At 68.5% G+C, this 21,871-nt stretch carries 17 protein-coding genes and 1 pseudogene; 7 read left to right on the top strand and 11 right to left on the bottom strand.

The window, feature by feature from the left end:
- Positions 1 to 27 precede the first annotated feature (27 nt).
- From ACFVAV_RS27935 to ACFVAV_RS27925, 3 genes are all read left to right on the top strand, one after another.
- Entirely contained in the window at positions 28 to 861 is an 834-nt protein-coding gene (locus ACFVAV_RS27935) for a sulfurtransferase (protein WP_379038483.1), read from the top strand.
- A 5-nt stretch (positions 862 to 866) separates the two neighbouring features.
- Positions 867 to 1,172, top strand: a complete 306-nt coding sequence (locus ACFVAV_RS27930; RefSeq protein WP_189030076.1) for a DUF1416 domain-containing protein — start codon at positions 867 to 869, stop codon at positions 1,170 to 1,172.
- Positions 1,173 to 1,352: 180 nt separating this feature from the next.
- Positions 1,353 to 2,045: an FABP family protein gene (locus ACFVAV_RS27925; RefSeq protein ID WP_379038482.1), complete on the top strand. Its 693-nt coding sequence runs from the start codon at positions 1,353 to 1,355 to the stop codon at positions 2,043 to 2,045.
- 333 nt (positions 2,046 to 2,378) lie between these two features.
- Here the strand turns inward: ACFVAV_RS27925 and cydC are convergent, their stop codons facing one another.
- The 5 genes and pseudogenes from cydC to ACFVAV_RS27900 all read right to left on the bottom strand — a co-directional run bounded on the left by cydC (position 2,379) and on the right by ACFVAV_RS27900 (position 9,994).
- Positions 2,379 to 4,124 carry a thiol reductant ABC exporter subunit CydC gene (gene cydC, locus ACFVAV_RS27920; protein WP_379038572.1) on the bottom strand — a complete coding sequence of 582 codons (1,746 nt, stop codon included), beginning with the start codon at positions 4,122 to 4,124 and terminating at the stop codon, positions 2,379 to 2,381.
- Between the two features lie 467 nt (positions 4,125 to 4,591).
- Positions 4,592 to 6,376: pseudogene (gene cydD, locus ACFVAV_RS27915) on the bottom strand (thiol reductant ABC exporter subunit CydD); the annotation flags it as partial.
- Positions 6,377 to 6,379: 3 nt separating this feature from the next.
- On the bottom strand, positions 6,380 to 7,408 hold the full coding sequence (cydB, locus tag ACFVAV_RS27910; protein ID WP_379038480.1) for a cytochrome d ubiquinol oxidase subunit II: 1,029 nt from the start codon (positions 7,406 to 7,408) through the stop codon (positions 6,380 to 6,382).
- 9 nt (positions 7,409 to 7,417) lie between these two features.
- Entirely contained in the window at positions 7,418 to 8,914 is a 1,497-nt protein-coding gene (locus ACFVAV_RS27905) for a cytochrome ubiquinol oxidase subunit I (RefSeq protein WP_379038479.1), read from the bottom strand.
- A 177-nt stretch (positions 8,915 to 9,091) separates the two neighbouring features.
- Positions 9,092 to 9,994, bottom strand: a complete 903-nt coding sequence (locus tag ACFVAV_RS27900; protein WP_379038478.1) for an aminodeoxychorismate lyase — start codon at positions 9,992 to 9,994, stop codon at positions 9,092 to 9,094.
- 100 nt (positions 9,995 to 10,094) lie between these two features.
- Here ACFVAV_RS27900 and ACFVAV_RS27895 point away from each other — a divergent pair, with 100 nt between their 5' ends.
- From ACFVAV_RS27895 to ACFVAV_RS27880, 4 genes are all read left to right on the top strand, one after another.
- On the top strand, positions 10,095 to 11,210 hold the full coding sequence (locus ACFVAV_RS27895) for a YgfZ/GcvT domain-containing protein (RefSeq protein ID WP_379038477.1): 1,116 nt from the start codon (positions 10,095 to 10,097) through the stop codon (positions 11,208 to 11,210).
- Positions 11,207 to 11,890: an MOSC domain-containing protein gene (locus ACFVAV_RS27890; protein ID WP_379038475.1), complete on the top strand. Its 684-nt coding sequence runs from the start codon at positions 11,207 to 11,209 to the stop codon at positions 11,888 to 11,890. The genes ACFVAV_RS27895 and ACFVAV_RS27890 overlap by 4 nt, the downstream gene beginning before the upstream one ends.
- Positions 11,887 to 12,837, top strand: a complete 951-nt coding sequence (locus ACFVAV_RS27885; protein ID WP_379038474.1) for an asparaginase — start codon at positions 11,887 to 11,889, stop codon at positions 12,835 to 12,837. Before ACFVAV_RS27890 ends, ACFVAV_RS27885 begins: the two co-directional genes overlap by 4 nt.
- Before the next feature lie 175 nt (positions 12,838 to 13,012).
- The gene (locus ACFVAV_RS27880) at positions 13,013 to 13,237 is read left to right on the top strand and encodes a DUF3073 domain-containing protein (RefSeq protein ID WP_189030048.1); all 225 of its coding nucleotides are present in this window, start codon (positions 13,013 to 13,015) and stop codon (positions 13,235 to 13,237) included.
- 287 nt (positions 13,238 to 13,524) lie between these two features.
- Here the strand turns inward: ACFVAV_RS27880 and purM are convergent, their stop codons facing one another.
- From purM to purF, 6 genes are all read right to left on the bottom strand, one after another.
- Entirely contained in the window at positions 13,525 to 14,604 is a 1,080-nt protein-coding gene (purM, locus tag ACFVAV_RS27875) for a phosphoribosylformylglycinamidine cyclo-ligase (protein WP_189030046.1), read from the bottom strand.
- 88 nt (positions 14,605 to 14,692) lie between these two features.
- Positions 14,693 to 16,378, bottom strand: a complete 1,686-nt coding sequence (locus tag ACFVAV_RS27870; RefSeq protein ID WP_379038472.1) for an ABC transporter ATP-binding protein — start codon at positions 16,376 to 16,378, stop codon at positions 14,693 to 14,695.
- Positions 16,371 to 17,327, bottom strand: coding sequence for an ABC transporter permease (locus tag ACFVAV_RS27865; RefSeq protein WP_379038471.1), 957 nt, complete (start codon positions 17,325 to 17,327; stop codon positions 16,371 to 16,373). Before ACFVAV_RS27865 ends, ACFVAV_RS27870 begins: the two co-directional genes overlap by 8 nt.
- Complete coding sequence (locus ACFVAV_RS27860; RefSeq protein ID WP_379038571.1) at positions 17,327 to 18,367, bottom strand: ABC transporter permease; 1,041 nt, start codon at positions 18,365 to 18,367, stop codon at positions 17,327 to 17,329. Before ACFVAV_RS27860 ends, ACFVAV_RS27865 begins: the two co-directional genes overlap by 1 nt.
- Positions 18,368 to 18,420: 53 nt before the next feature.
- The gene (locus ACFVAV_RS27855; protein ID WP_379038470.1) at positions 18,421 to 20,037 is read right to left on the bottom strand and encodes an ABC transporter substrate-binding protein; all 1,617 of its coding nucleotides are present in this window, start codon (positions 20,035 to 20,037) and stop codon (positions 18,421 to 18,423) included.
- Between the two features lie 254 nt (positions 20,038 to 20,291).
- Complete coding sequence (gene purF, locus ACFVAV_RS27850; RefSeq protein ID WP_379038569.1) at positions 20,292 to 21,854, bottom strand: amidophosphoribosyltransferase; 1,563 nt, start codon at positions 21,852 to 21,854, stop codon at positions 20,292 to 20,294.
- Positions 21,855 to 21,871: the final 17 nt, after the last annotated feature.

Genomic DNA, 21,871 nt, shown 5'->3' with positions numbered 1-21,871 from the left:
CTGCAAGTCATCTCTGAAAGGAACAACATGGCTCGCTCCGATGTCCTGGTCTCCGTTGACTGGGCCGAAGAGAACCTCAACGCCCCCGGCGTCGTCTTCGTCGAGGTCGACGAGGACACCTCCGCCTACGAAGGTGGCCACATCGAGGGCGCCGTCCGGCTGGACTGGAAGACCGACCTGCAGGATCACGTTCGTCGCGACTTCGTGAACCAGGAGCAGTTCTCCGACCTGCTGTCCGAGCGCGGCATCGCCAACGACGACACCGTCGTGCTGTACGGCGGCAACAACAACTGGTTCGCCGCGTACGCCTACTGGTACTTCAAGCTGTACGGCCACAACGACGTCAAGCTGCTCGACGGCGGCCGCAAGAAGTGGGAGCTCGACGGTCGTCCGCTCTCGCGTGACGCGGTCGCGCGCCCGGCCACCCAGTACAAGGCCGCCGCCCCCGACAACTCGATCCGCGCGTTCCGCGACGAGGTCATCGCGGCCATCGGCGCCAAGAACCTGGTCGACGTGCGTTCGCCCGACGAGTTCTCCGGCAAGATCCTGGCTCCCGCGCACCTGCCGCAGGAGCAGAGCCAGCGGGCCGGCCACATCCCGACCGCGATCAACGTGCCGTGGAGCAAGGCGGCCAACGAGGACGGCACCTTCCGTACCGACGCCGAGCTCGCCGAGCTCTACAAGGATGCGGGCCTGGACGGCGAGAAGGAGACCATCGCCTACTGCCGCATCGGCGAGCGTTCCTCGCACACCTGGTTCGTGCTGCAGGAGCTGCTCGGCCACCAGAACGTCAAGAACTACGACGGCAGCTGGACCGAATACGGTTCGCTCGTCGCTGTACCTATCGAGTTGGGAGCGTAATCAATATGTGTGCAGCACCTACCCAGGGTCAGGCCATCCCGGCCGGTGTCGACGTGGAGAAGGAGACGGTCATCACCGGCCGCGTCCTGAGCGCCGACGGTCAGCCGGTGGGCGGCGCGTTCGTGCGTCTGCTCGACGGCAACGGTGACTTCACCGCCGAGGTCGTGGCCTCCGGCACCGGTGACTTCCGCTTCTTCGCCGCGCCGGGTTCGTGGACCCTGCGCGCGCTGTCCTCGTCGGGCAACGGCTCGGCCTCGGTCACCCCCGAGGGCGCCGGCATCCACTCGGTGGACGTCGCGGTCGCGAAGTAAGAACCTCACAACGGCCCTGGTAGTTCCTGTGCGGGAACTACCAGGGCCGTTTTCGTGTCCACTCACCGGACTCGCTAGACTCCGATTCGTGGTCCTCTTCTTCGAGATTCTCCTTGTCGCCGTGTCGATCCTCATCGGCTGGTTCGGCCTGTACGTCTTCTACCGGCTCTTCACCGAGTCATGAGCGGTCTCGCGAGCGAAGGTTCCGATCCGGCCGAGCGAGCGAGCACAGAGCAAGACGCTCCGGCCGAGCGTCGCAGCGGTGACGAGGCAGTCAACGTCGCCGCCGAACGGGCCAAGGAGACCGGTGTCAGGAACATCGCGGTCCTGGCAGGTCTTCCCCTGCCCACCGACACCGCGAACCTGCGCGAAGGTCCCGACCTGAACCACGCCATGCTCGCCCTGCTGCCACTGGTCGGCGTGTGGCGCGGCGAGGGCGAGGGCAATCATTCCGCCGACGGTGACTACCGCTTCGGCCAGCAGATCATCGTCTCCCACGACGGCGGCGACTACCTGGTCTGGGAATCGCAGACCTGGAAGCTCGACGCGGAGGGCAACTACGAGCGCCCCGATCTGCGCGAGAGCGGCTTCTGGCGCGTCGGCACCGACGGTGACGACGAGATGCTCGAACTCCTGCTCACCCACAGCAACGGCATCGTCGAGCTGTTCTACGGCACCGCCCGCACCCAGTCCTCCTGGGAACTGGCCACCGACGTGGTGATCCGCAGCCAGTCCGGCGCGGTCGTCGGCGGCGCCAAGCGCCTCTACGGCATCGTCGAAGGTGGCGACCTGGCCTACGTCGAGGAACGAGTAGACGCCGACGGCGCCCTCGAACCCCGCCTCTCGGCCCGCTTGCAGCGCTACATCGGCTGACAGACACACCGAAGGCCCCGCACCTGCTGTGCGGGGCCTTCGACGTTCTCCGGGAGAAATGGAGCGACCCCCGAGCCGTTCCACTGCGTTCGGTGAACGCGGCGGTCCCGGTTGGATTCGCCGGGGGCTCGGGGGTCGGGTGACTGCCTGGGATTCGCTCAGCGCACCGCTGGGGAATCTCCCGCAGTGGTGGTGCTAGCGGGCAGCCACCTCACGCATCCGATGAACATACATTCCTCAGATCACCTCCTCTCTTGTGTACTGACGAATCTATCGGCGCATCGTGAGCTCGGCAATTGATTTTCTCGTCGCGCTGACCTGGGCGAACGCCGGTCACTGCGCCGGGTGGGTGAGCTGGCAGGTGCCGGTGGCGTCGACGGTGACGATCGTGTCGGCGCGGTGGTCCGCCGGGAGCTGGTGGGTGACCACGACAACCGTGCGGTCCGGATCGATCAGGCCGCTGTCAGCATCGAGCAGGTCTCGTAGCAGTTGTTCGCCTTCGGCAGCGGCCAGATGTTCGGTGGGCTCGTCGAGCAGCAGGGTGGTGGCTGGGGCGACGAGTGCGCGGGCGAGGAGGATGCGGCGGCGCTGCCCACCTGACACCGCGGCCGCGCCTGCGGTGAGTCCGGTGTGCACGCCGTCGGGCAGGGAGTCGAGCCAAGGGCCGAGTCCGACTGTGCGCAGGACGGTTTCCGCGTCTTCGACCGTGAGATCACCGCGAGCGACGCGCAGGTTCTCCAGGATCGAGGTGCCGAACAGGTGGGCGTCCTCGGCGAAGAAGGTGACTCCGTCGCGGGGAGTGCCGAACAGGCCTGCCCAGGACATGAGCAGGGTCGTCTTGCCCGCGCCGCTGGGTCCGATGACGACGATTCGGCGGCCCTCGGGCAGCGGGATACGCGGCAACCGGTACGCCGCGCCGACAACCCTTTCGGCGGCGCCGCTGGTCTCGCCGGTCTCGGCGGACTCGGCGGCGCGGAGACGGTGCAGGGCGGCGCGGGAAGTCGTCAAAGTGGTTGCCACGGCGGGGAGGGCGCCGACTGCTTCGAAGGCTGACAGCGGGACCAGCACGAGGATGGTGAGGGCCATCGGTGTCATCCCGCCGGGCAGACCACCCGTCGGTCCGTACGCGGCGATGCCGACCAGCAGGGCACCCAGCGCACTGACGCCGATGGACAGCGGGGTCGCCGCAGCCGCCCAGGCGCTGTGCGCGGCGGCGGTGTCCTCGGCTTTCACCGCGCGCCGAGTCGCCGTGTCCGCCTGGGCGAGTGCGCCGTCGAGCTTGCCCGCGACCCGCAGTTCGGCGGCATGGTCGAGCACGGTGACCGCCTCCGCCGTGAACTCCGCACGGTCGGCTCGCACGGCCTGCTCGGCCTCGCGCGCCGCCACGCCCGACAGCCAGGGCGCCAGCATCCCCGACACAGCAAGGGCGACAGCCAGAATCACCGCGGCGGGCACCGAGATGAAGGCGATCAGGGCGACCGCCGCGAGTGACAGGATCACCGCGACCGCGACCGGAACGAGCACCCGGACCACCACCGCACCGAGGTCATCGATATCGGCGCCGATGCGCACCAGCAGATCACCACGCCGCATCTCCCGCAGATCACCGCCCCCGCTCACGCCGGCTCGAGCCACGGCACCGCGCCCCGAAACGCCCACGCGTGCGGGTTGCGCCGCGACACCAGGCACCGACCCGCCCAGGCCGGCCTCCGCCGCGGAGCCGATCCCACGCGCGCCGGCCTGCGTAGCCGACGGACGATCCGCCGAAGTCCCCTGCCACCACCAGATATCCGCATGGGCGAGGGTGCGATACACCGTCGTCCGCGCCGTGGTCATCGCCCGCAGCGCCACATCATGGGTGGCCAGCCGCTCCAGATACCGGCACAATCCCCGCGAGATGCCCAGCGCCCGCACCCCGACCACCGCCACACTGAGATACAGCACCGGCGGCATCTGCCAGGCCCGCGCGATCAACCACGCCGCCAGCGCAGCCAGCCCGAGCCCACTACCCAGCGCCGCCACACCCCAGGCGATCGCCACCACAACCCGCCACGGCGACAACGCCAGCAGCTGCCGCATCTCCCGCAGGTCCTGCCGCAGCGACCCATCGGAACCGCCACGCACCAGCGCGACTTCGGTCATGACACCGACACCCCCTGCACGCCATGCGGCATCTCATCACCCGGACCGGCGTCGCTGACCACCACAGGCTCACGTCCAGACACACCAGCCACGTCAGACGCGCCACCGGCCGCATCCGGTCCGCGGCCCGCTGCTACGGGCCAACCGTTCGACGCCCCATCGCTCTGATCGCCATCGGCCCCGTCAGGTCCACGATCGGCGGCTCCGCAGCTCTGGGACTCCGCGCTCGCGCTCATCGTCTGTGTGCCGTGGGCGTGGTTGGACGAGGTGCCGCCGACGCCGAATCCGGTGTCCGGGACCGCATCAGCCGAGGCAGCTTCAGCCGTAGGTGCCGGCCGGTCGGGATCGTCGTCGCCGGGTCGGTCGGTGGCGGGTCGGTCGGTGGCGGGCGCGCTGCTGCCGACTACCTGGACGACGACGTCCGCTGCGGCCAGGACTGTCGGGCGGTGGCCGACGACGACGACGGTCGCGCCTGCGGCCGCGAGGGCGCGCAGAGTGGTCAGCACCTGCTGCTCGCTCTGGGAGTCGAGGTGGGCGGTGGGTTCGTCGAGCAGGAGGATAGGGCGGCGGGCGGCCAGCACCCTGGTGAGGGCGAGGCGCTGTCGCTGACCCAGTGACAGGCCGATGCCGCCCTGGCCGACGATCGTGTCCCAGCGGTCCGGTAGTTCGTTCAGCACGGCATCGAAACCTGTTGTGGCGCTGATCTCGTCGAGGCCTGCGGCGGTGGAGTGGGCGCCGAGGAGTTCGACGTTCTCGCGCAGCGTTCCCGGGACCAGGACAGGTCGCTGAGGCAGCCAGGCGATGCGGGCCCACCAGCTGTCCGGGTCGAGCTCGCGGACATCGGTACCGTCGACGAGGACGGCACCGGCATCGGGGGCGACCAGGCCGAGAATCGCTTGCAGCGCGGTCGATTTCCCGCATCCGTTCGGCCCGGTCAGCACTGTCACCGCTCCGGGAGCGAGCTCGGCGGTCAGGCGATCGGGCGCGTTCCCCGAGCGGGCGGCAATCGTCAACCCGCGCAGCATGATTCCCGAACCAGTACGACCCCGAGGGTCGCCGATCTCCGCAGCCCGACGGCTCGCATCGGACCCGGCGCCCCGGACGTCACCGTGTGCCGCGCTCTGGTCACGGGCAGCCGACGCGCCATCACCGGCGAAATCCCCCGGCTCCAGCACCGCAAAAGCCTTGTCCCCCGCCGCCATCCCATCCTGCGCCGCATGAAACTTCTCCCCCACCTGCCGCAGCGGCCAGTACACCTCCGGCGCCAGGATCAACGCGACGAGCCCGGCGTACAAACTCATCTCCCCGTACACCAACCGCAATCCGATGGCGACGGCGATCAGCGCGACGCTCAGAGTCGCCAGCGACTCCAGCACCATCGAGGACAGAAACGCGATCCGCAGCGCTCGCATGGTCCGCCGCCGCAGTGAATCCCCCAGTGCCCGGACCTGATTCACCATGCTCGAACCCTCGGACCCTTCACGGCCGAGGGCGCGCAGTGTCGGCATGCCAGCGAACAGATCGAGGAGCTGGTCGGACAGGCGGGTGGTCGCGGCGAGGGTCGCTTCGGCACGCCCCTGGGTGAGCAGGCCGATGAGCACCATGAACAGCGGGATCAGTGGCACCGTGATGATCGCGATCAGCGCCGAGGTCGGATCGTGGAAGGCGATGACCACCAACACGATCGGCGGCACCAGGCAGGCCAGCAGCAGTGCGGGCAGGTAACCGGTGAACCAGCCGCGCAAGCCGCTCAGACCGTTGCCGACCACGACCGCGATCTCGGTCCGGCGCGCGTCGAGTTCCCGCGGCGGCAGTTCGGCGCCCGCCCGCAGCACCGCCGATTCGAGCTCGGCGACGACGGTGGCTCCCGCCCGATGGGCCACCCGCGCCTGCCACCAGCTCGCCGCGGCACGCACCGCCACAGCGACGGCCAGCCCGATCAATTCCGCTGTCCACGCGCTGAACTCGCGCTTGCCGGGATCGGTGATGACCCCGGCGAGCACCCGGCCGAGCAATACGGCGATCACCACGATCGTCGCCGTGATCACCAGCGCGAGCAGCACCGACACCACCAGGTGGGGCCGGGCCGAGCGGGCGTACCGCCACAGGCGTGGATCGACGGGGCGGCGCTTGGCAGCGCCGGGTCGGTCGGCGGCCGAACCGTTCCGGGATGTGGTCGCCGCTGACATCACTCAGTCCTTGCTGGTCAGCGGCAGCCCGGTCGGCGCGGGGATGTGCTCGACGGTCAGCCGCTGGCGGAACACCCAGTACGTCCAGCCCTGGTAGACCAGCACGACCGGCGTAGCCAGCAGGGCGGCCCAGCTCATCACCTTCAGGGTGTACGGCGTCGAGGACGCGTTGTAGATGTTCAGGTCGTAGAGCGGGCTGATGGTCGAGGGCAGCACGTTCGGGTACATCGAGCCGACGATGAGCGCCGTCGCCGAGATGACCGTGAGCGTGGTGCCGACGAAGGCCCAGCCGTCGCGGCCCGCCGCGTTCGCCGCGCCGGCGAGCACCAGGCCGAGTACGGCCGTCACCAGCACCGCCCAGGTCCAGCCGGTGCCGTAGGCGAGCTGGGTCCACACCCCGAAGCCGCCGACGATCACCGCGGTCGGCACCAGCAGCAACCGGACGATGCGCTGCGCGTCGGCACGGACCTCGCCGCCGGTCTTGAGCACCAGGAACACCGCGCCGTGCAGCGCGAACAGGACGCCGGTCGTCAGGCCGCCGAGCAGGGCGTAGGGGCTGAGCAGGTCCCACACCGAGCCGACGATCTGGCGTTCCTCGTTCAGCGGCACGCCGCGCACCAGGTTCGCGAACACCCAGCCCCAGGCCAGCGCCGGGATCCAGGAGCCGATCCCGATGCCGATGTCGCACCAGGCCCGCCATTTCGGATCGTTGATCTTGGCGCGGTATTCGATCGCGCAGATCCGCAGGATCAGCGCGACCAGCAACAGCAACAGCGCGAGGTAGAACCCGGAGAACATGCTCGCGTACCACTCGGGGAACGCCGCGAACATCGCGCCGCCCGCGGTGATCAGCCAGACCTCGTTGGCGTCCCACACCGGGCCGATGGTGTTGAGCACCACGCGCCTGCGCGTATCGGAGCCCTTGCCGAGGATCGGCATCAGCATGCCGACCCCGAAATCGAAGCCCTCCAGCACGAAGTACCCGGTGAACAGCACGCCGATCAGTACGAACCAGAACTGCTGCAGATCCATCACCGGCTCCTAGTACGCGAAGGAAAGTTGTTCGACGGCAGACTCTTCCGGCTTCCCGTGCCCGCCGGTGTCCGGACCGCCGGGGCCCTCGCCGGGGGTGGGCGGCGTCGGCTCGTCCGGCCCGGCGACGGTGTACCGGCGGATCAGGTAGAACCACACCACCGCCAGCGCGCCGTAGAGCAGCGTGAACACCACCAGGGAGAACACCACCGTCGCGGGCGCGTGGTCGGAGACCGCCTGCTGCACCGTCATCCGGATGTTCGGGTCGCCGGTGGGGTTGGGCACCACCGCCCAGGGCTGGCGACCCATCTCGGTGAACACCCAGCCCGCGGCGTTGGCCAGGAACGGGGTGGGGATCGCGAGCAGGCTCAGCCAGGAGAACCAGCGCTGGTCGGGCACCCTGCCCCCGCGGGTCACCCAGAATCCGGCGAGCAGCAGCAGCACCGAGCCCGCGGCCAGGCCGATCATGGCGCGGAAGGCCCAGTAGGTGACGAACAGGTTCGGCCGGTAGTCGCCGGGACCGTACTTGACGTTGTAGGTCTGCTGCAGGTCGACGACGCCGTCGAGGGTCACGTCGGTGAACTGCCCCTCGGCTAGGTACGGCAGCACATAGGGCACCTCGAGCACGTGGGTGACGCTGTCGCAGTTGTTGTGCGTGCCGACGGTGAGAATCGAGAAGTCGGGGTCGGTCTGGGTGTGGCACAGCGATTCCGCCGAGGCCATCTTCATCGGCTGCTGCTCGAACATCAGCTTGCCCTGGATGTCACCGGTGAAGATCACCGCGACGCCGGCCAGGGCGACCACCACCAGCGAGGCCCGCGCCACCGGCCGCCACATGGTGCGCGCGTCCTCGAGTTTCGCCGGATCGCCGCTGCGCGCGTTGCGCACCATCCACCAGCCCGCGATGCCGGCGACGAAGGTACCCGCGGTGAGGAACGCGCCCGCGACGACGTGCGGGAACGCGGCCAAGGTCGTGTTGTTGGTGAGCAGCGCCCAGATGCTTTCCAGCTCAGCGCGTTCGGTCTCGGGGTTGTAGCGCGCGCCGACCGGATGCTGCATGAACGAGTTCGCGGCGACGATGAAGTAGGCCGACGCGTTCACGCCGAAGGCCACGATCCAGATGGTCGCCAGGTGCACGAGTTTCGGTAGCCGGGTCCAGCCGAAGATCCACAGGCCGATGAACGTCGACTCCATGAAGAACGCGATGAGCGCTTCCAGCGCCAGTGGCGCGCCGAAGATGTCGCCGATGAAGCGGGAGTACTCGCTCCAGTTCATCCCGAACTGGAATTCCTGCACAATGCCGGTGGCGACGCCGATGGCGAAGTTGATCAGGAACAGCTTGCCGAAGAACTTGGTGAGCCGGTACCAGTGTTCCTTGCCGGTGATCACCCAGGCGGTCTGCATCATGGCGATCAGCGGTGCCAGACCGATGGTCAGCGGAACGAAGATGAAGTGGTAGACCGTGGTGATCCCGAACTGCCACCGGGAGACGTCCACAATGTCCATCCGACCCTCCAGCCACTACTACGACATGTCGTAGTAGATCCTACGCCCGGATCTACCCCCGCGGAGCGTGACAACCGCCACGACACGCCGAAAAGTTGCTGCACGATTGGATATACGCGGTCCGACCGGGGATTCCCGGCGCCGCAGGGGCACGCCCACCCGTGCCCCGCACACGACTCACCAGTCGCCGATGGTCCCCGGCCGTTCGATCCCCAGATTCACCATGTCGATGATCTCCTGCGCGTTGTCCGGCGCCGACATGCGCACACCGTCGAGCTGGTTCACCCGCGCGGCCAGCGTGATGCTCGACAGCAGCCAGATGCTGTCGCAGTCGAACAGGTCGGCGGTGAACAGCGACTGATACTTGCACTCCCAGCCCTGCTTCTCCGCCACCGCGAACAACGAACGCTGCGTTACCCCCGGCAGCACTCCGCTCTTCGCAGGCGGCGTGATGAGCTGCTTGTCGCGCGCGATCACGACGGTCGACCGCGGGCCCTCGAGCACCCGGTGCTCGGTGCTGTGGAAGATCACGTCCTCGGCGCCCATCCGCCGCGCGAACCGCAGCGCGGCCATATTGGTCGCGTACGAGAGGGTCTTCGCGCCGAGCAGCTGCCACGGCGCCGCCTGCGCGAGGTCGACCGAGATGCCGCGCGCCAGCGACATCACCTTCACGCCTTCGGCACGGGCCGTCGCGACCCGAGCCGGTACCGGGGAGACGAGCACGTACGCGGTGGGCTTCGGTTCGGTCGGGGTCAGTCCCGCCGGAGCGTCGTATTCCGAATCGCGGCCGCGGGAGTAGATCAGCCGCAGCATGCCTTCCTCGTCCGAACCCCACTCCTTGCACGCCAGCTCGACCGCGGCGCGCCATTTCGACAGCCCCGGCTCCGGCAGCTCGAGCGCCTGCGCGGACCGGCGCAGCCTGGCCAGGTGGAATTCCAGCGCGGTCGCCGTGCCGCCGCGCACCAAAATCGTTTCGAAGACGCCATCGCCGCGCAGTGCGCCGATGTCGTCGGCATAAAGCAACGGCGCGTTCGCATCAGCGAGCGCGCCGTCGAGTGTCACAAGTACCCGTTCTCCCATGTGACGAGCGTAGGCGTTATCGGTCCGTTATGCCTACGGCTGCTCCGAATCGGACGCCCGGCTGCGGCGCGTGTCGGTGGACGCGCCTACAGTGGGTCTTGTGTCGGTGGTCGTCGCCCCCAGTCCTGTTCTCCACACTCCGGGTGCCGTCGCGGGCGCACCGGGCTCCCCGGACGCCGCGGTCGCGTGGCATTACGGTGATCCGTTCGGCGAGCAGAAGGCCGCGGCGCAGCGGGTCGCGGTGGTCGACCGCTCGCATCGCAGCGTCGCCAGGATCACCGGCGCCGAGCGCCTGAGCTGGCTGCACACCATCACCAGCCAGCACATCGCCGCGCTGCCCGACGGGCACAGCGCCGAGAATCTGGACCTCGATCTCAACGGCCGCGTGCTGCACCACTTCGTGCTCACCGATCTCGACGGCACCGTCTGGCTCGACACCGAAGCCGAGCGCGGTGCGGAACTGGTCGCGTTCCTGCAGAAGATGGTCTTCTGGGCCGACGCCAAGCCCGAGCCCGCGCCCGACTACGCCGTACTGAGCCTGCTCGGCCCGCAGGTCGGCACGCTGCTCGACGCGCTGGGCATCGCCGCACTGCCCGAGGTCTACGCCGCCGTCGCGCTGCCGGGTGGCGGCTTCCTGCGGCGCATGCCGTGGCCGAGCGCCGATTCCTTCGACCTCGTCATCCCCCGCGCCGAGCTCACCTCCTGGTGGACCAAGCTCACCCAGGCGGGCGCCGAGCCCGCGGGCATGTGGGCCTTCGAGGCCTTGCGCGTGGCCGAACTGCGGCCCCGGATCGGCGTCGACACCGACGAGCGCACCATCCCGCACGAGGCCCGCTGGATCGGCGGCGTCGACGAGCACGGCGCGGTGCACCTGAACAAGGGCTGCTACCGCGGGCAGGAGACGGTCGCCCGGGTGCACAACCTCGGCAAGCCGCCGCGCAATCTGGTGCTGCTGCACCTGGACGGCTCGGCCGACGAGCGCCCGGCCACCGGCGCCGACGTCACCGCGGGTGGCCGCACGGTCGGCAGGCTCGGCACGGTCGTCGACCACTACGAACTCGGCCCGATCGCGCTGGCCTTGGTCAAGCGGTCGGTCCCCGCGGGCACCGAACTGGTGGTCGGCGCCATGGCCGCCGCCATCGACCCCGACTCGATCCCCGCCGACGATGTCGTACAGCCGGGCAGGGCCGCCGTCGACCGGCTGCGCGGGCGATGAGCCGCCCGATCCTGCGCGTCGGTGACACCGGCCGGGTCGAGGCCGTGTGCGTCGTGCACGCCGAGCTCGAGGTACGCACCCGGGTCGGACGGACCGCCATCGACAAGCGCCCCGTCGACGGTCGCGTCGAAGTCCGCGCCCTCGGCCTGGCAGGCGATCACGTCTGCGACACCACCAACCACGGTGGCGCGCACCAGGCCGTCTACGCCTACGGCGAGGAGGACGCCCGCCGCTGGGCCGGTGAACTCGACCGCGAGCTGCCCGCCGGCTGGTTCGGCGAGAACCTGCGACTGAGCCGGCTCCCGATCAGCGATGCGGTGCTCGGCGCACGTGTCACGATCGGCGACACCCTCCTCGAGGTCAGCGCGCCCCGCGTCCCCTGCTCGACCTTCCAGCAGTGGGCGGGCGAGCGGCAGTGGGTGAAGCGCTTCACCCTCCAGTCCGACACCGGCGCCTACTTCCGGGTGCTCACCGAGGGCACGATCGGCGCGGGCGACGAGGTGCGCGTGGTGCATGTGCCCGACCACGGCATCACCGTGCGCGACGTGTTCACCGGCGCCGACCCCGCGCTGCTGGAACGGCTGCGCACCGAGGAGCCGAGCATCTCCGACGACATCCGGATGCAGATCGACCGGCACACCAGAACCCGCCCCGATGTTCGCTTGGAGGCCCGGCCATGAGCGTCGAACTCGTCGAAGTCGTCCGGTCGGGATTCCGTGAGTGCGTGCACCGCGGCTCGGTCGTCGTGCTCGATGCCGACGGCACGCCGACACTCGAGCTCGGCGAGGTGCACGGCCCGATCTTCCCGCGCTCGACCAACAAGCCGATGCAGGCATTGACCCTGCTGCGCAACGGTTTCGACCCCGTCGACGACGACGAACTCGCCGTCGCCACCGCCTCGCACTTCGGCGAGCCCGACCACATCGCGCTGGTCCGCAGGCTGCTCGACCGCTACGGCTTCACCCCCGCCGACCTGGCCTGCCCGCCCGACCTGCCCTTCGAGGAGCGCGCCCGCGCCGCCGCGCTCACCGGCTCCGGCCCGAGCCCGCTCTACATGAACTGCTCGGGCAAACACGCGGCGATGCTGGCCACCTGCGTGATCAACGACTGGCCGCGCACCGGATATCTCGACGTCGAGCACCCGCTGCAGCAGGCGGTGCTCGCCACGATCGCCGACGTCACCGGCGAACCGGAAACCGACCTGGGCATCGACGGCTGCGGCCTGCCGATCGTGCCCGTCTCACTGGTCAACCTCGCGCGCTCCTTCGCCGGCTTCACCACGGCCGAAACCGGCACCGCGCCGCGCCGGATCGCCGACGCCGTTCGGGCGAATCCGCGAGTGATTTCGGGCACGAAGGGCCCGGACCTGCTGGCCATGGCGGCCACTCCCGGCCTGTTCTGCAAGATCGGCGCGGACGGTGTGCACGCGGGCGCGCTGCCCGACGGCAGGGCCTTCGCGTACAAGATCGACGACGGTCACGACCGTGCCAGGATGCCCTTGACGCTGGCGATTCTGCGCAGGCTCGGGGTCGACTGGACCGACGAGCACACCGAGCTCGCGGCCACCGCGGTGCTCGGCGGCGATGCCAGAGTCGGTGTGATCCGCGCGATCCCGGGGGCGCTCTGAGACCGGCTGGTCTCGGCGAAGAAGGGGCAAACGGCACCGGTTCGGCAGTTCTTCACCCACTCCTGGAAGCGCGACCGCCTGACACACGCTAAAGTGTCTGTCAGGAAGAGTATTAATTCGAACGGGGCCGCCAACAAACCCCAGGCCGCCCCGCAGTGACGCGAGGGGGTCAGCCATGGGCCGTGGCCGGGCTAAGGCAAAGCAGACCAAAGTCGCACGTGAGCTCAAGTACAGCTCCGCGCCGACCGACTTCGCGAGCCTTCAGCGCGAGCTGTCGGATAGCACTCCGCTCCACTCCCAACCAAGGAGTGGCGGCGTGATTTCCGATGAGCACGACGCAGACGATTCGCCGTCCCGTTGGAACAACGAGGACGACGACTACGACAGCTGGCGTCGCTGATCGAACGCCGGTGAAGGGGGAGGCCACGGCGGCCTCCCCCTTCAACCGTTGTTCCGGCAGCGATCCAGGCTCGCAGAAGTACGGCGAACATCCGAATACACGACGAGCGTCCTGTGCACACACAGGACGCTCGTCGTGTTCGCCGCCTCCAGGCCCCGACCACCCCGAGCCGACAGGCACCACCTACCCCTTCCGTCAGGGATAGCCGTTCCCGCGGCGCACAAACCACCACAAACACGTGAGCCGGGTCGCGGCAGCGACCCGGCTCACGTGTTGCAGGCAGTGCGTCAGAACCTGGGGTGGTCTCCCAGCAGGACGGCACGCGGCGCGCCGGCGTCGGCGGCCTTCTTGACCTGGCCCAGGGTCCAGCAGTCGATGTGGCGGGCGGTGAGCACCGCGAGCGCACGATCGGCGTCCTCGGGCGCGACGATCGCGACCATGCCGACGCCCATGTTGAACGTCTTCTCCATCTCGGCCCGCTCGACGCGACCGCGCTGGGCGATCATCTTGAACACCGGCGCCGGGTTCCAGGTGCCACGGTCCAGCTCGGCGACCAGGCCGGCGGGCAGCACGCGCGCCAGGTTGGCGGCCAGACCGCCACCGGTGACGTGCGAGAAGGTGCGCACATCGGTCTCGGCGATCAGCGCCAGGCAGTCCTTGGCGTAGATGCGGGTCGGCTCGAGCAGTTCCTCACCGAGGGTGCGGCCGAACTCCTCGACGTAGCCGGTCAGCGACATCCGGTCGATGTCGAGCAGGACCTTGCGGGCCAGGCTGTAGCCGTTGGAGTGCAGGCCCGAGGAGCCCATCGCGATGACGACGTCACCGGGACGCACGCGATCGGGGCCCAGCACCGAGTCGGCCTCGACGACGCCCACGCCGGTGGCGGACAGGTCGTAGTCGTCCGGATCCATCAGGCCGGGGTGCTCGGCGGTCTCGCCGCCCAGCAGCGCGCAACCGGCCTTGATGCAGCCCTCGGCGATGCCGGAGACCAGCTCGGCGACCTTCTCCGGGATGACCTTGCCGATGGCGATGTAGTCCTGCAGGAACAGCGGCTCGGCGCCACAGACCACCAGGTCGTCGACGACCATGGCGACCAGGTCGAGGCCGACGGTGTCGTGCTTGTCCAGCGCCTGGGCGACGGCGATCTTGGTGCCGACACCGTCGGTGGACGCGGCGAGCAGCGGCTCCCGGTATCCGCCCTTGAGCGCGAACAGACCGGCGAAGCCGCCGATGCCGCCCTGCACCTCGGGTCGGCTGGCCTTCTTCGCCAATGGTCCGAACAATTCGACGGCGCGGTCACCGGCTTCGATGCTCACGCCTGCCGCAGCGTAGGAAGCGCCTGCACCGCTGGGTGTCTGTTCAGTCATTGTGGGGGAAAGCTCCAAACCGAATCGGCGGATAGATGCCTAGTAACTCTAAGTGATCCGCCGGTTCAGCTGTCGTGCGGCTCCTAGCTCATTGTTCCAGCTCGGTGGCCAGTGCGGGTGATTTGCGCCGGTCGGCGGCGTTCTCGGCCCGGCGACTGCGCTGTTGCACAGGATCCGGTACCGGAACAGCGGCGACGAGGCGGCGGGTGTACTCGTGCCGCGGGTTGCGCAGAATCTGCTCGTTGTCGCCTTCCTCGACGCAGGTTCCGTCGCGCAGCACCATGATCCGATCGGCGAGCTGGTCGACGACGGCGAGGTCGTGGCTGATGAACAGACATGCCCATCCGCACTCGCGTTGCAGCTGCGCGAACAGTTCGAGCACCGCCGCCTGCACGGAGACGTCCAGCGCGCTGGTCGGCTCGTCGGCCACGAGCAGATCTGGATCGAGGACCAGCGCCCTGGCCAGGCTGGCGCGCTGGCGCTGCCCGCCGGACAGCTCGTGCGGATACCGGTTCTCGGTGCCCGCGGGCAGCTGGACGTCGTCCAGCAGCTTCCTGACCCGATCGCGGATGCTCGCCCGATTGCCGACGCCGTGCACCACCAGCGGCTCGGCCACGCACTCACCGATGGTCAGGCGCGGGTTGAGCGAGCCCGCCGGATCCTGGAACACGAAACCGAAGCGCCGCCGGATCGGCCGCAGCTTGCGCTGGGACAACTCGGCGATGTCCTGTCCACGGACCAGCACCCGCCCCGAGGTCGGCCGCTGCAGCGCTGCCACGCACCGTCCGATGGTCGACTTGCCCGACCCGGACTCACCGACCAGGCCGAGGGTCTCCCCCGGCCGGATCCGCAGACCGACCCCGTCGACGGCCCGGAACGCGGGCCGCCCGAACGGTCCGGGGAACTGCACGACCAGATCGCGCACGTCGAGCACCGGCTCGGCATCCGGATCGATGGCGGGCCGCTCGATGGTCGCCGCTCCCAGATGCGGAACGGCGTCGAGCAGCGCCCTGGTGTACTCGGCGCGCGGGGCGGCGAACAGCTCGTGCACCGGCGCCTGCTCGACGACCTCACCCGCCCGCATCACCACCACCCGGTCGGCCAGGTCGGCGACGACACCCATGTTGTGGGTGATCAGCACGATCGCACTGCCCAGCCGGTCGCGCAGATCACGCAGCAGTTCCAGGATCTCGGCCTGCACCGTGACGTCCAGCGCGGTGGTCGGCTCGTCGGCGATGATCACCTTGGGTTCGCACGCGATGGCGATGGCGATCATCACGCGTTGCTTCTGCCCGCCGGAGAGCTGGTGCGGGTAGTAGTCGACCCGGTGCTCCGGATCGGGCAGCCCGACCGTGCGCAACAGCTCGATCGCCTTGGCGCGCGCGTCTTTCCTGCTCATCCCGCTGTGCGCGCGCAGCGCTTCACAGATCTGGAAGCCGGCGGTGAACAGCGGATCGAGCGCGCGGGCGGGCTCCTGGAAGACCATCGACACCTCGCCGCCGCGCAACGCGGTCAGCTGCCGTTCGGTCATCGCGGTCACCGCGCGATCACCGATGCCGACCAGTCCGCGCACCTGCGCGGTGTGCGGCAACAGCCCGATCGCGGTGCGCGAACTCACCGACTTCCCGGAGCCGGACTCGCCGACGATGGCGAGCACCTCGCCGGGAAACACCTCGTAGGACACATTGCGCACGGCCGCGACCGGCCCGCTGTCGGTCGCGAAGGTCACCGACAACCCGGCCACCGACAGTGCGGGCGTGCGGGTCTCAGTCATCGACCGTCTCCTTCTCTTCCGCGGTGGTGACCGCGCGGCGCGTCCGCAGCAGCGGGTTCAGCGTCTCGTCGATGCTCTCGCCGACCAGCGTCATCCCGAGGACGACGAGCACGATGGCGGTGCCGGGGAAGATGGAGGTCCACCAGATCCCGTTGGACACGTCGTTGAGTGCCTTGTTCAGGTCGTAGCCCCATTCGGCGGCCTGGGTCGGTTCGATGCCGAACCCGAGGAAGCCGAGCGCGGCCAGCGTGAGGATGGCGTCGGCGGCGTTGATCGTGATGATCACCGGCAGCGAGCCGGTGACATTGGACAGGATGTGCCGGAACATGATTCGCGCCGTCGACGCGCCGGTGACCCGCGCCGCGTCCACGTACGGTTCGGTCTTCACCGCCACCGTCGCATTGCGCACGACCCGGAAGTACTGCGGCACATACACCACCGTGATCGCGATGGCCGCCGACAGCATCCCGCCGAGACTGCTCGACGTGCCGCCCGCGACGACGATCGACACGACGATGGCGAGTAGCAGCGACGGGAACGCGTAGATGGCGTCCATGACCAGCACCAGCACCCGGTCGACCCACCGCCCGACGTACCCGGACAGCAGCCCGAGCGGCACGCCGACCAGCAGCGAGAGCACCACCGCGATCATGATCACCAGCAGCGCGGTGCGCGCGCCGAACAGCACCCGGGAGAACACGTCCTCGCTGCGCACCGAGGTGCCGAACCAGTGCTCCGCCGACGGCGGCTGCTGCGAGACGAAAGCCACACCGTCGGCGGAGTTCTGGGCCAGTCCGTAGGGCGCGAGCAGTGGCGCGAACACCGCGACCAGCACGAACACCCCGACCAGCACCAGCCCGGTGATGAGCGTGACCCGTTGCAGCCCAACAGTCTTCGACAGAAGCTCAGCGCCGGGCAGGCGCCGCCGTGTGACCGTTGCCGTGCTCATCAGAACCTCACCCTCGGGTCGATCAGCGCGACGATCGCGTCGACGACGAAGCTCATCACCGCGACCACCAGCGCGATGAACGCCACGATGCCCTGCACCGCGATGAAGTCGCGCGCCCGCAGATACTCGGCGAGCTGATAGCCCAGGCCTTTCCATTCGAAGGTGGTCTCGGTGAGTACCGCGCCGCCGAGCATCATCGCGATACACATACCCATCACCGTGATGATCGGGATCAGCGCGTTGCGCACCGCGTGCCGCCCGGTGACCACCCGCGCGGACAATCCACGCGCCCGCGCCGCCTCGACGAAATCACTGCGCAGCGTCTGGATCAGGTTGACCCGGACCAGCCGCAGGAAGATGCCGCCGGTGAGCAGACCCAGGGCGACAGCGGGCAGCACCGCGTGCTCGAGCACGTCGAGCACATAGGACGGTTCGCCGTAGAGAATCGCGTCGATGATCAGGATGTTCGTCTTCGGCGAGACATGTTGCAGCGCAAGCTCGACATCGGTACTGGCCCGCCCGCCGACCGGGAACCAGCCGAGCCACACCGAGAAGATCAGCTTGAACAGCATGCCGACGAAGAACACCGGCGCCGCGTAGGCCAGCACCGCCGAGAACCGCAGCACCGCGTCCGAGGTCGAATCCCGGTGTGTCGCGGCGTATCTGCCCAGCGGCACGCCGACGGCGAAGGCCACGAGCAGTCCCCAGAACACCAGCTCGAAAGTGGCTGCGCCATAGGTGATCACCACCTCGCCGATCGCCTGGTTGTCCTGGGTCTGGCCGAAATCACCGTGCAGGAAACCGGTGATGTACTCCCAATATTGGGTCAGGATCGGCCGATTGAGCCCGGCCGCTTCCTTGCGCTGCTCGATCTGATCCTGGGTGAGCCTGCCACCCATGGCCGCGCTGATCGGGTCGCCGATCACCCGCATCAGGAAGAACACCACCGTCACCAGCAACCACGCGGTCGGCAGAATCAGCAGCAGCCGAATCAGCAGGTACCGCAGCAAGGCCACCTGGCGGGAGCCCCCGCCGCGCATCCACCCGAAACGCCGCGCCCCGATCAGCGATCCGGGCGCGGCGGGAACGTCACTCACTTGCTCAGTACCGTGAACCGGAACTTGAAGGAGCCGTCGAGGGTCTGGTCGACACCCGAGACGCCGGGCTTGGACACCGCGACCTGCTTACCCGACAGCAGCGGGAGCGTGGGCAGGAAGTTCTGTGCCAGGTCGGTCTGGATCTTCTGCAGCAGCTCGATCCGCTTGGCCGGATCGGATTCGGTGGTCTCGGCGGTCAGCTGGGCGTTGATGCCGGGGTTCTCGAAGTGCGACTGCAGGAAGTTGTTCGGCCCGAAGAACGGCGAGAGGTAGTTGTCGGCGTCCGGGAAGTCCGGGAACCAGCCGAACTGGTACATCGGGTAGCCGTCGGAGGCGCGTTCCTTCTGGTAGGTGACCCATTCGGTGGACTGCAAGTTCACCTTGAACAGGCCCGACGCCTCGAGCTGCGACTTGACCGCGGCGTACTCCTCCGACGAGCTGGAGCCGTAGTGGTCCGGGTTGTACTGCAGGTTCAGCGTCACCGGGGCGGCGACGCCCGCGTCGGCCAGGAACTTCGCGGCCAGTGTCTTGTCCGGCTTGGCGCCGTAGAGCTGCTTCAACGGCTCGGCCGCGCCCGTCATGCCCTGCGGCACATAGCCGTACGCGGGCTGATAGGTGTTCTTGTACACCGAGGAGGCCAGCGCTTCCCGGTCCACCGAGGCGGCCAGCGCCTTGCGCACGGCCAGCTTCTGCTCGGGGGTGTTGCCCGGCATGGTGTTCATGTTGAACACGATGTAGCGCAGCTCGCCGCCGGGGCCGTCGGTGACCTTCACCTTGGAATCGGCACGGAGAGAGTCGATGTCGGTGGGCGTGAACGAGCGGTAGCCGACGTCGATCGCGCCGTTCTGCAGGTCCAGCTTCAGGTTGTCGGAGGTGGCGTAGTACTTCGTCGACACCGTGGTGTTCTTCGGCGTGCCGAGGATGCCCTGATAGGCGGGGTTGGCCTGGTACTCCACCAGCTTGTTCTTGTCGTAGCTGGTGATCGTGTACGGACCCGAATAGCCCTTCGCCGCAACGACTTCCTCGTCGGTGGCCACCTTGTCGGCCGAGAACACCTTCTCGTCGACGATCGGGCCCGCCTGGGTCGGCAGGATGGTCGGGAAGGTCTGATCGTTGGCGACCTTCAGCGTGAACGCGACGGTGAGATCGTCGACCACATCGGTCTTGTCGAGATTACCGAGCAGCGACGCGGGACCGTGCGGATCGTTGATCTTCAGCATTCGATCGAAGGAGAACTTGACGCTCTTGGCGGTCAACGGATTTCCGTTGGCGAATGTCAGCCCGGATTTGATCTTGCACGTGTACACGGTGGGTGCGGTGAACTCACACTTCTCCGCCGCATCGGGCTTGGGTGTGGTATCGCCCGGCGCGAAATTCAGCAGATACGAATAGATCTGGTTCTCCACCAGCAGCGAGCCGTTGTCGTAGGCGGCGGCCGGGTCGAGCGAGAAGATCTTGTCCGTGGTGCCGACGACCAGCCCCGCGCCGGACCCCGCGTCATCGGTGCGGCCCGAACCACAGCCCGCCAGCGCGGCGGCGACGACAGCCGCGACACCCACTGCGGCAACTTGTTTCGCGCGATTCTTGCGAACGCTCAGTGCACTGTTCAACATCAGGTCCCATTCTCGAACGCCACGTCGTCGCCGCACCCGGATCACAGGAGCGACGACAACACGGTGAGCTAGCGATATACCGGGGGACCGTACAGGCGAACCATTACCGCCCAGTTTCAAATCGATCGAAAAATTGCGGGGATGTTATGAACAAATCTTACGTAATTATCGGCTACCGGAATTATTCACGTACACAGCACAAAAGGGGCCGATCAGGTTTATCCTGACCGGCCCCTCCTGGTGACGATGCGGCGCTACGGCCTGCTCAGCGCATCGGCGTTGACGTTCTCGGCGAGCAGCTTCGCCTCGGGCTTACCCGAGAGCATGCCCTCGAGCACGTTCTTGCCGATGGCCGCTTCCTGCGGCAGCGGGATCGGGTAATCGCCGGTGAAGCAGGCGGTGCACAGCCGCGAGGCGGGCTGTTCGGTCGCGGCGATCATGCCCTCGGTGGAGATGTAGCCGAGGGTGTCGGCGCCGATCGAACGGCGCACGTTCTCGACCATGTCGTCGTAGCTGTCGTCGGCGCCCGCGCCGTTGGCGATCAGCTCCGCGCGCGAGGCGAAGTCGATGCCGTAGAAGCACGGCCACTTCACCGGCGGCGAGGCGATGCGGACGTGGATCTCCAGCGCACCGGCCTCGCGCAGCATGCGGATCAGCGCGCGCTGGGTGTTGCCGCGCACGATCGAGTCGTCGACGACGATGAGCCGCTTGCCACGGATCACCTCGCGCAGCGGGTTGAGCTTGAGCCGGATGCCGAGCTGGCGGATGGTCTGGCTCGGCTGGATGAAGGTGCGGCCCACATAGGCGTTCTTCATCAGGCCCTGGCCGTAGGGAATGCCGGAACCCTGCGCGTAGCCGACCGCGGCGGGCGTGCCCGACTCGGGCACCGGGATCACCAGGTCGGCCTCGACCGGGCTCTCCTTGGCCAGCTTGCGGCCGATCTCCACGCGGGTCGAGTGCACCGAACGCCCGGCGATCGTGGTGTCGGGGCGAGCCAGGTACACGTACTCGAAGACGCAGCCCTTGGGCTCGGGGTTGGCGAAGCGCATCGAGCGCACGCCGTCGGAGTCGATCGCGAGCAGCTCGCCCGGCTCGATCTCGCGGACGAACGCGGCGCCGACGATGTCGAGGGCGGCGGTCTCGGAGGCGACCACCCAGCCGCGCTCGAGCCTGCCCAGCACCAGCGGGCGCACGCCGTGCGGGTCACGCGCGGCGTAGAGGGTGTGCTCGTCCATGAAGGTCAGGCAGAAGGCGCCGCGCAGCTGCGGCAGCAGCTCCATCGCGGCCTGCTCGATGCTGGAGTCCGCCGCGGCGTGCGCCAGCAGGGCGGTGACGATGTCGGAGTCGGAGGTGGCGCCGGTCATCTGCGGGCGGCCGTCGATCACGCCTGCCCCGATCAGACCGAGTTCGCGTGCGCGCCCGGCCAATTCGGCGGTGTTGACCAGGTTGCCGTTGTGGCCGAGGGCCAGGCCGGAGCCGACGGCGGTGGTGCGGAAGATCGGCTGCGCGTTCTCCCAGGTGACGCCACCGGTGGTGGAGTAGCGACAGTGTCCGACGGCGATATGACCCGGCATCGCGCCGAGGGTCTGCTCGTCGAAGACCTGACTGACCAGGCCGAGATCCTTGAAGACCAGGATCTGGGAGCCGTCGGAGACGGCGATACCGGCCGCCTCCTGCCCGCGATGCTGCAGCGCATACAGGCCGTAGTAGGTGAGCTTGGCTACGTCCTCGTCGGGAGCCCAGACGCCGAAGACGCCACACTCCTCGCGGGGCTCGTTTTCGGGCTCGTCCGGAAGTGTGGAAGTACTGTCGATCATCGGATCGGCGTCATTCA

The sequence above is a fragment of the Nocardia sp. NPDC057663 genome (assembly GCF_042799895.1).
Classification (GTDB): domain Bacteria; phylum Actinomycetota; class Actinomycetes; order Mycobacteriales; family Mycobacteriaceae; genus Nocardia.
This window is presented reverse-complemented; position numbering and strand designations above follow the sequence as displayed.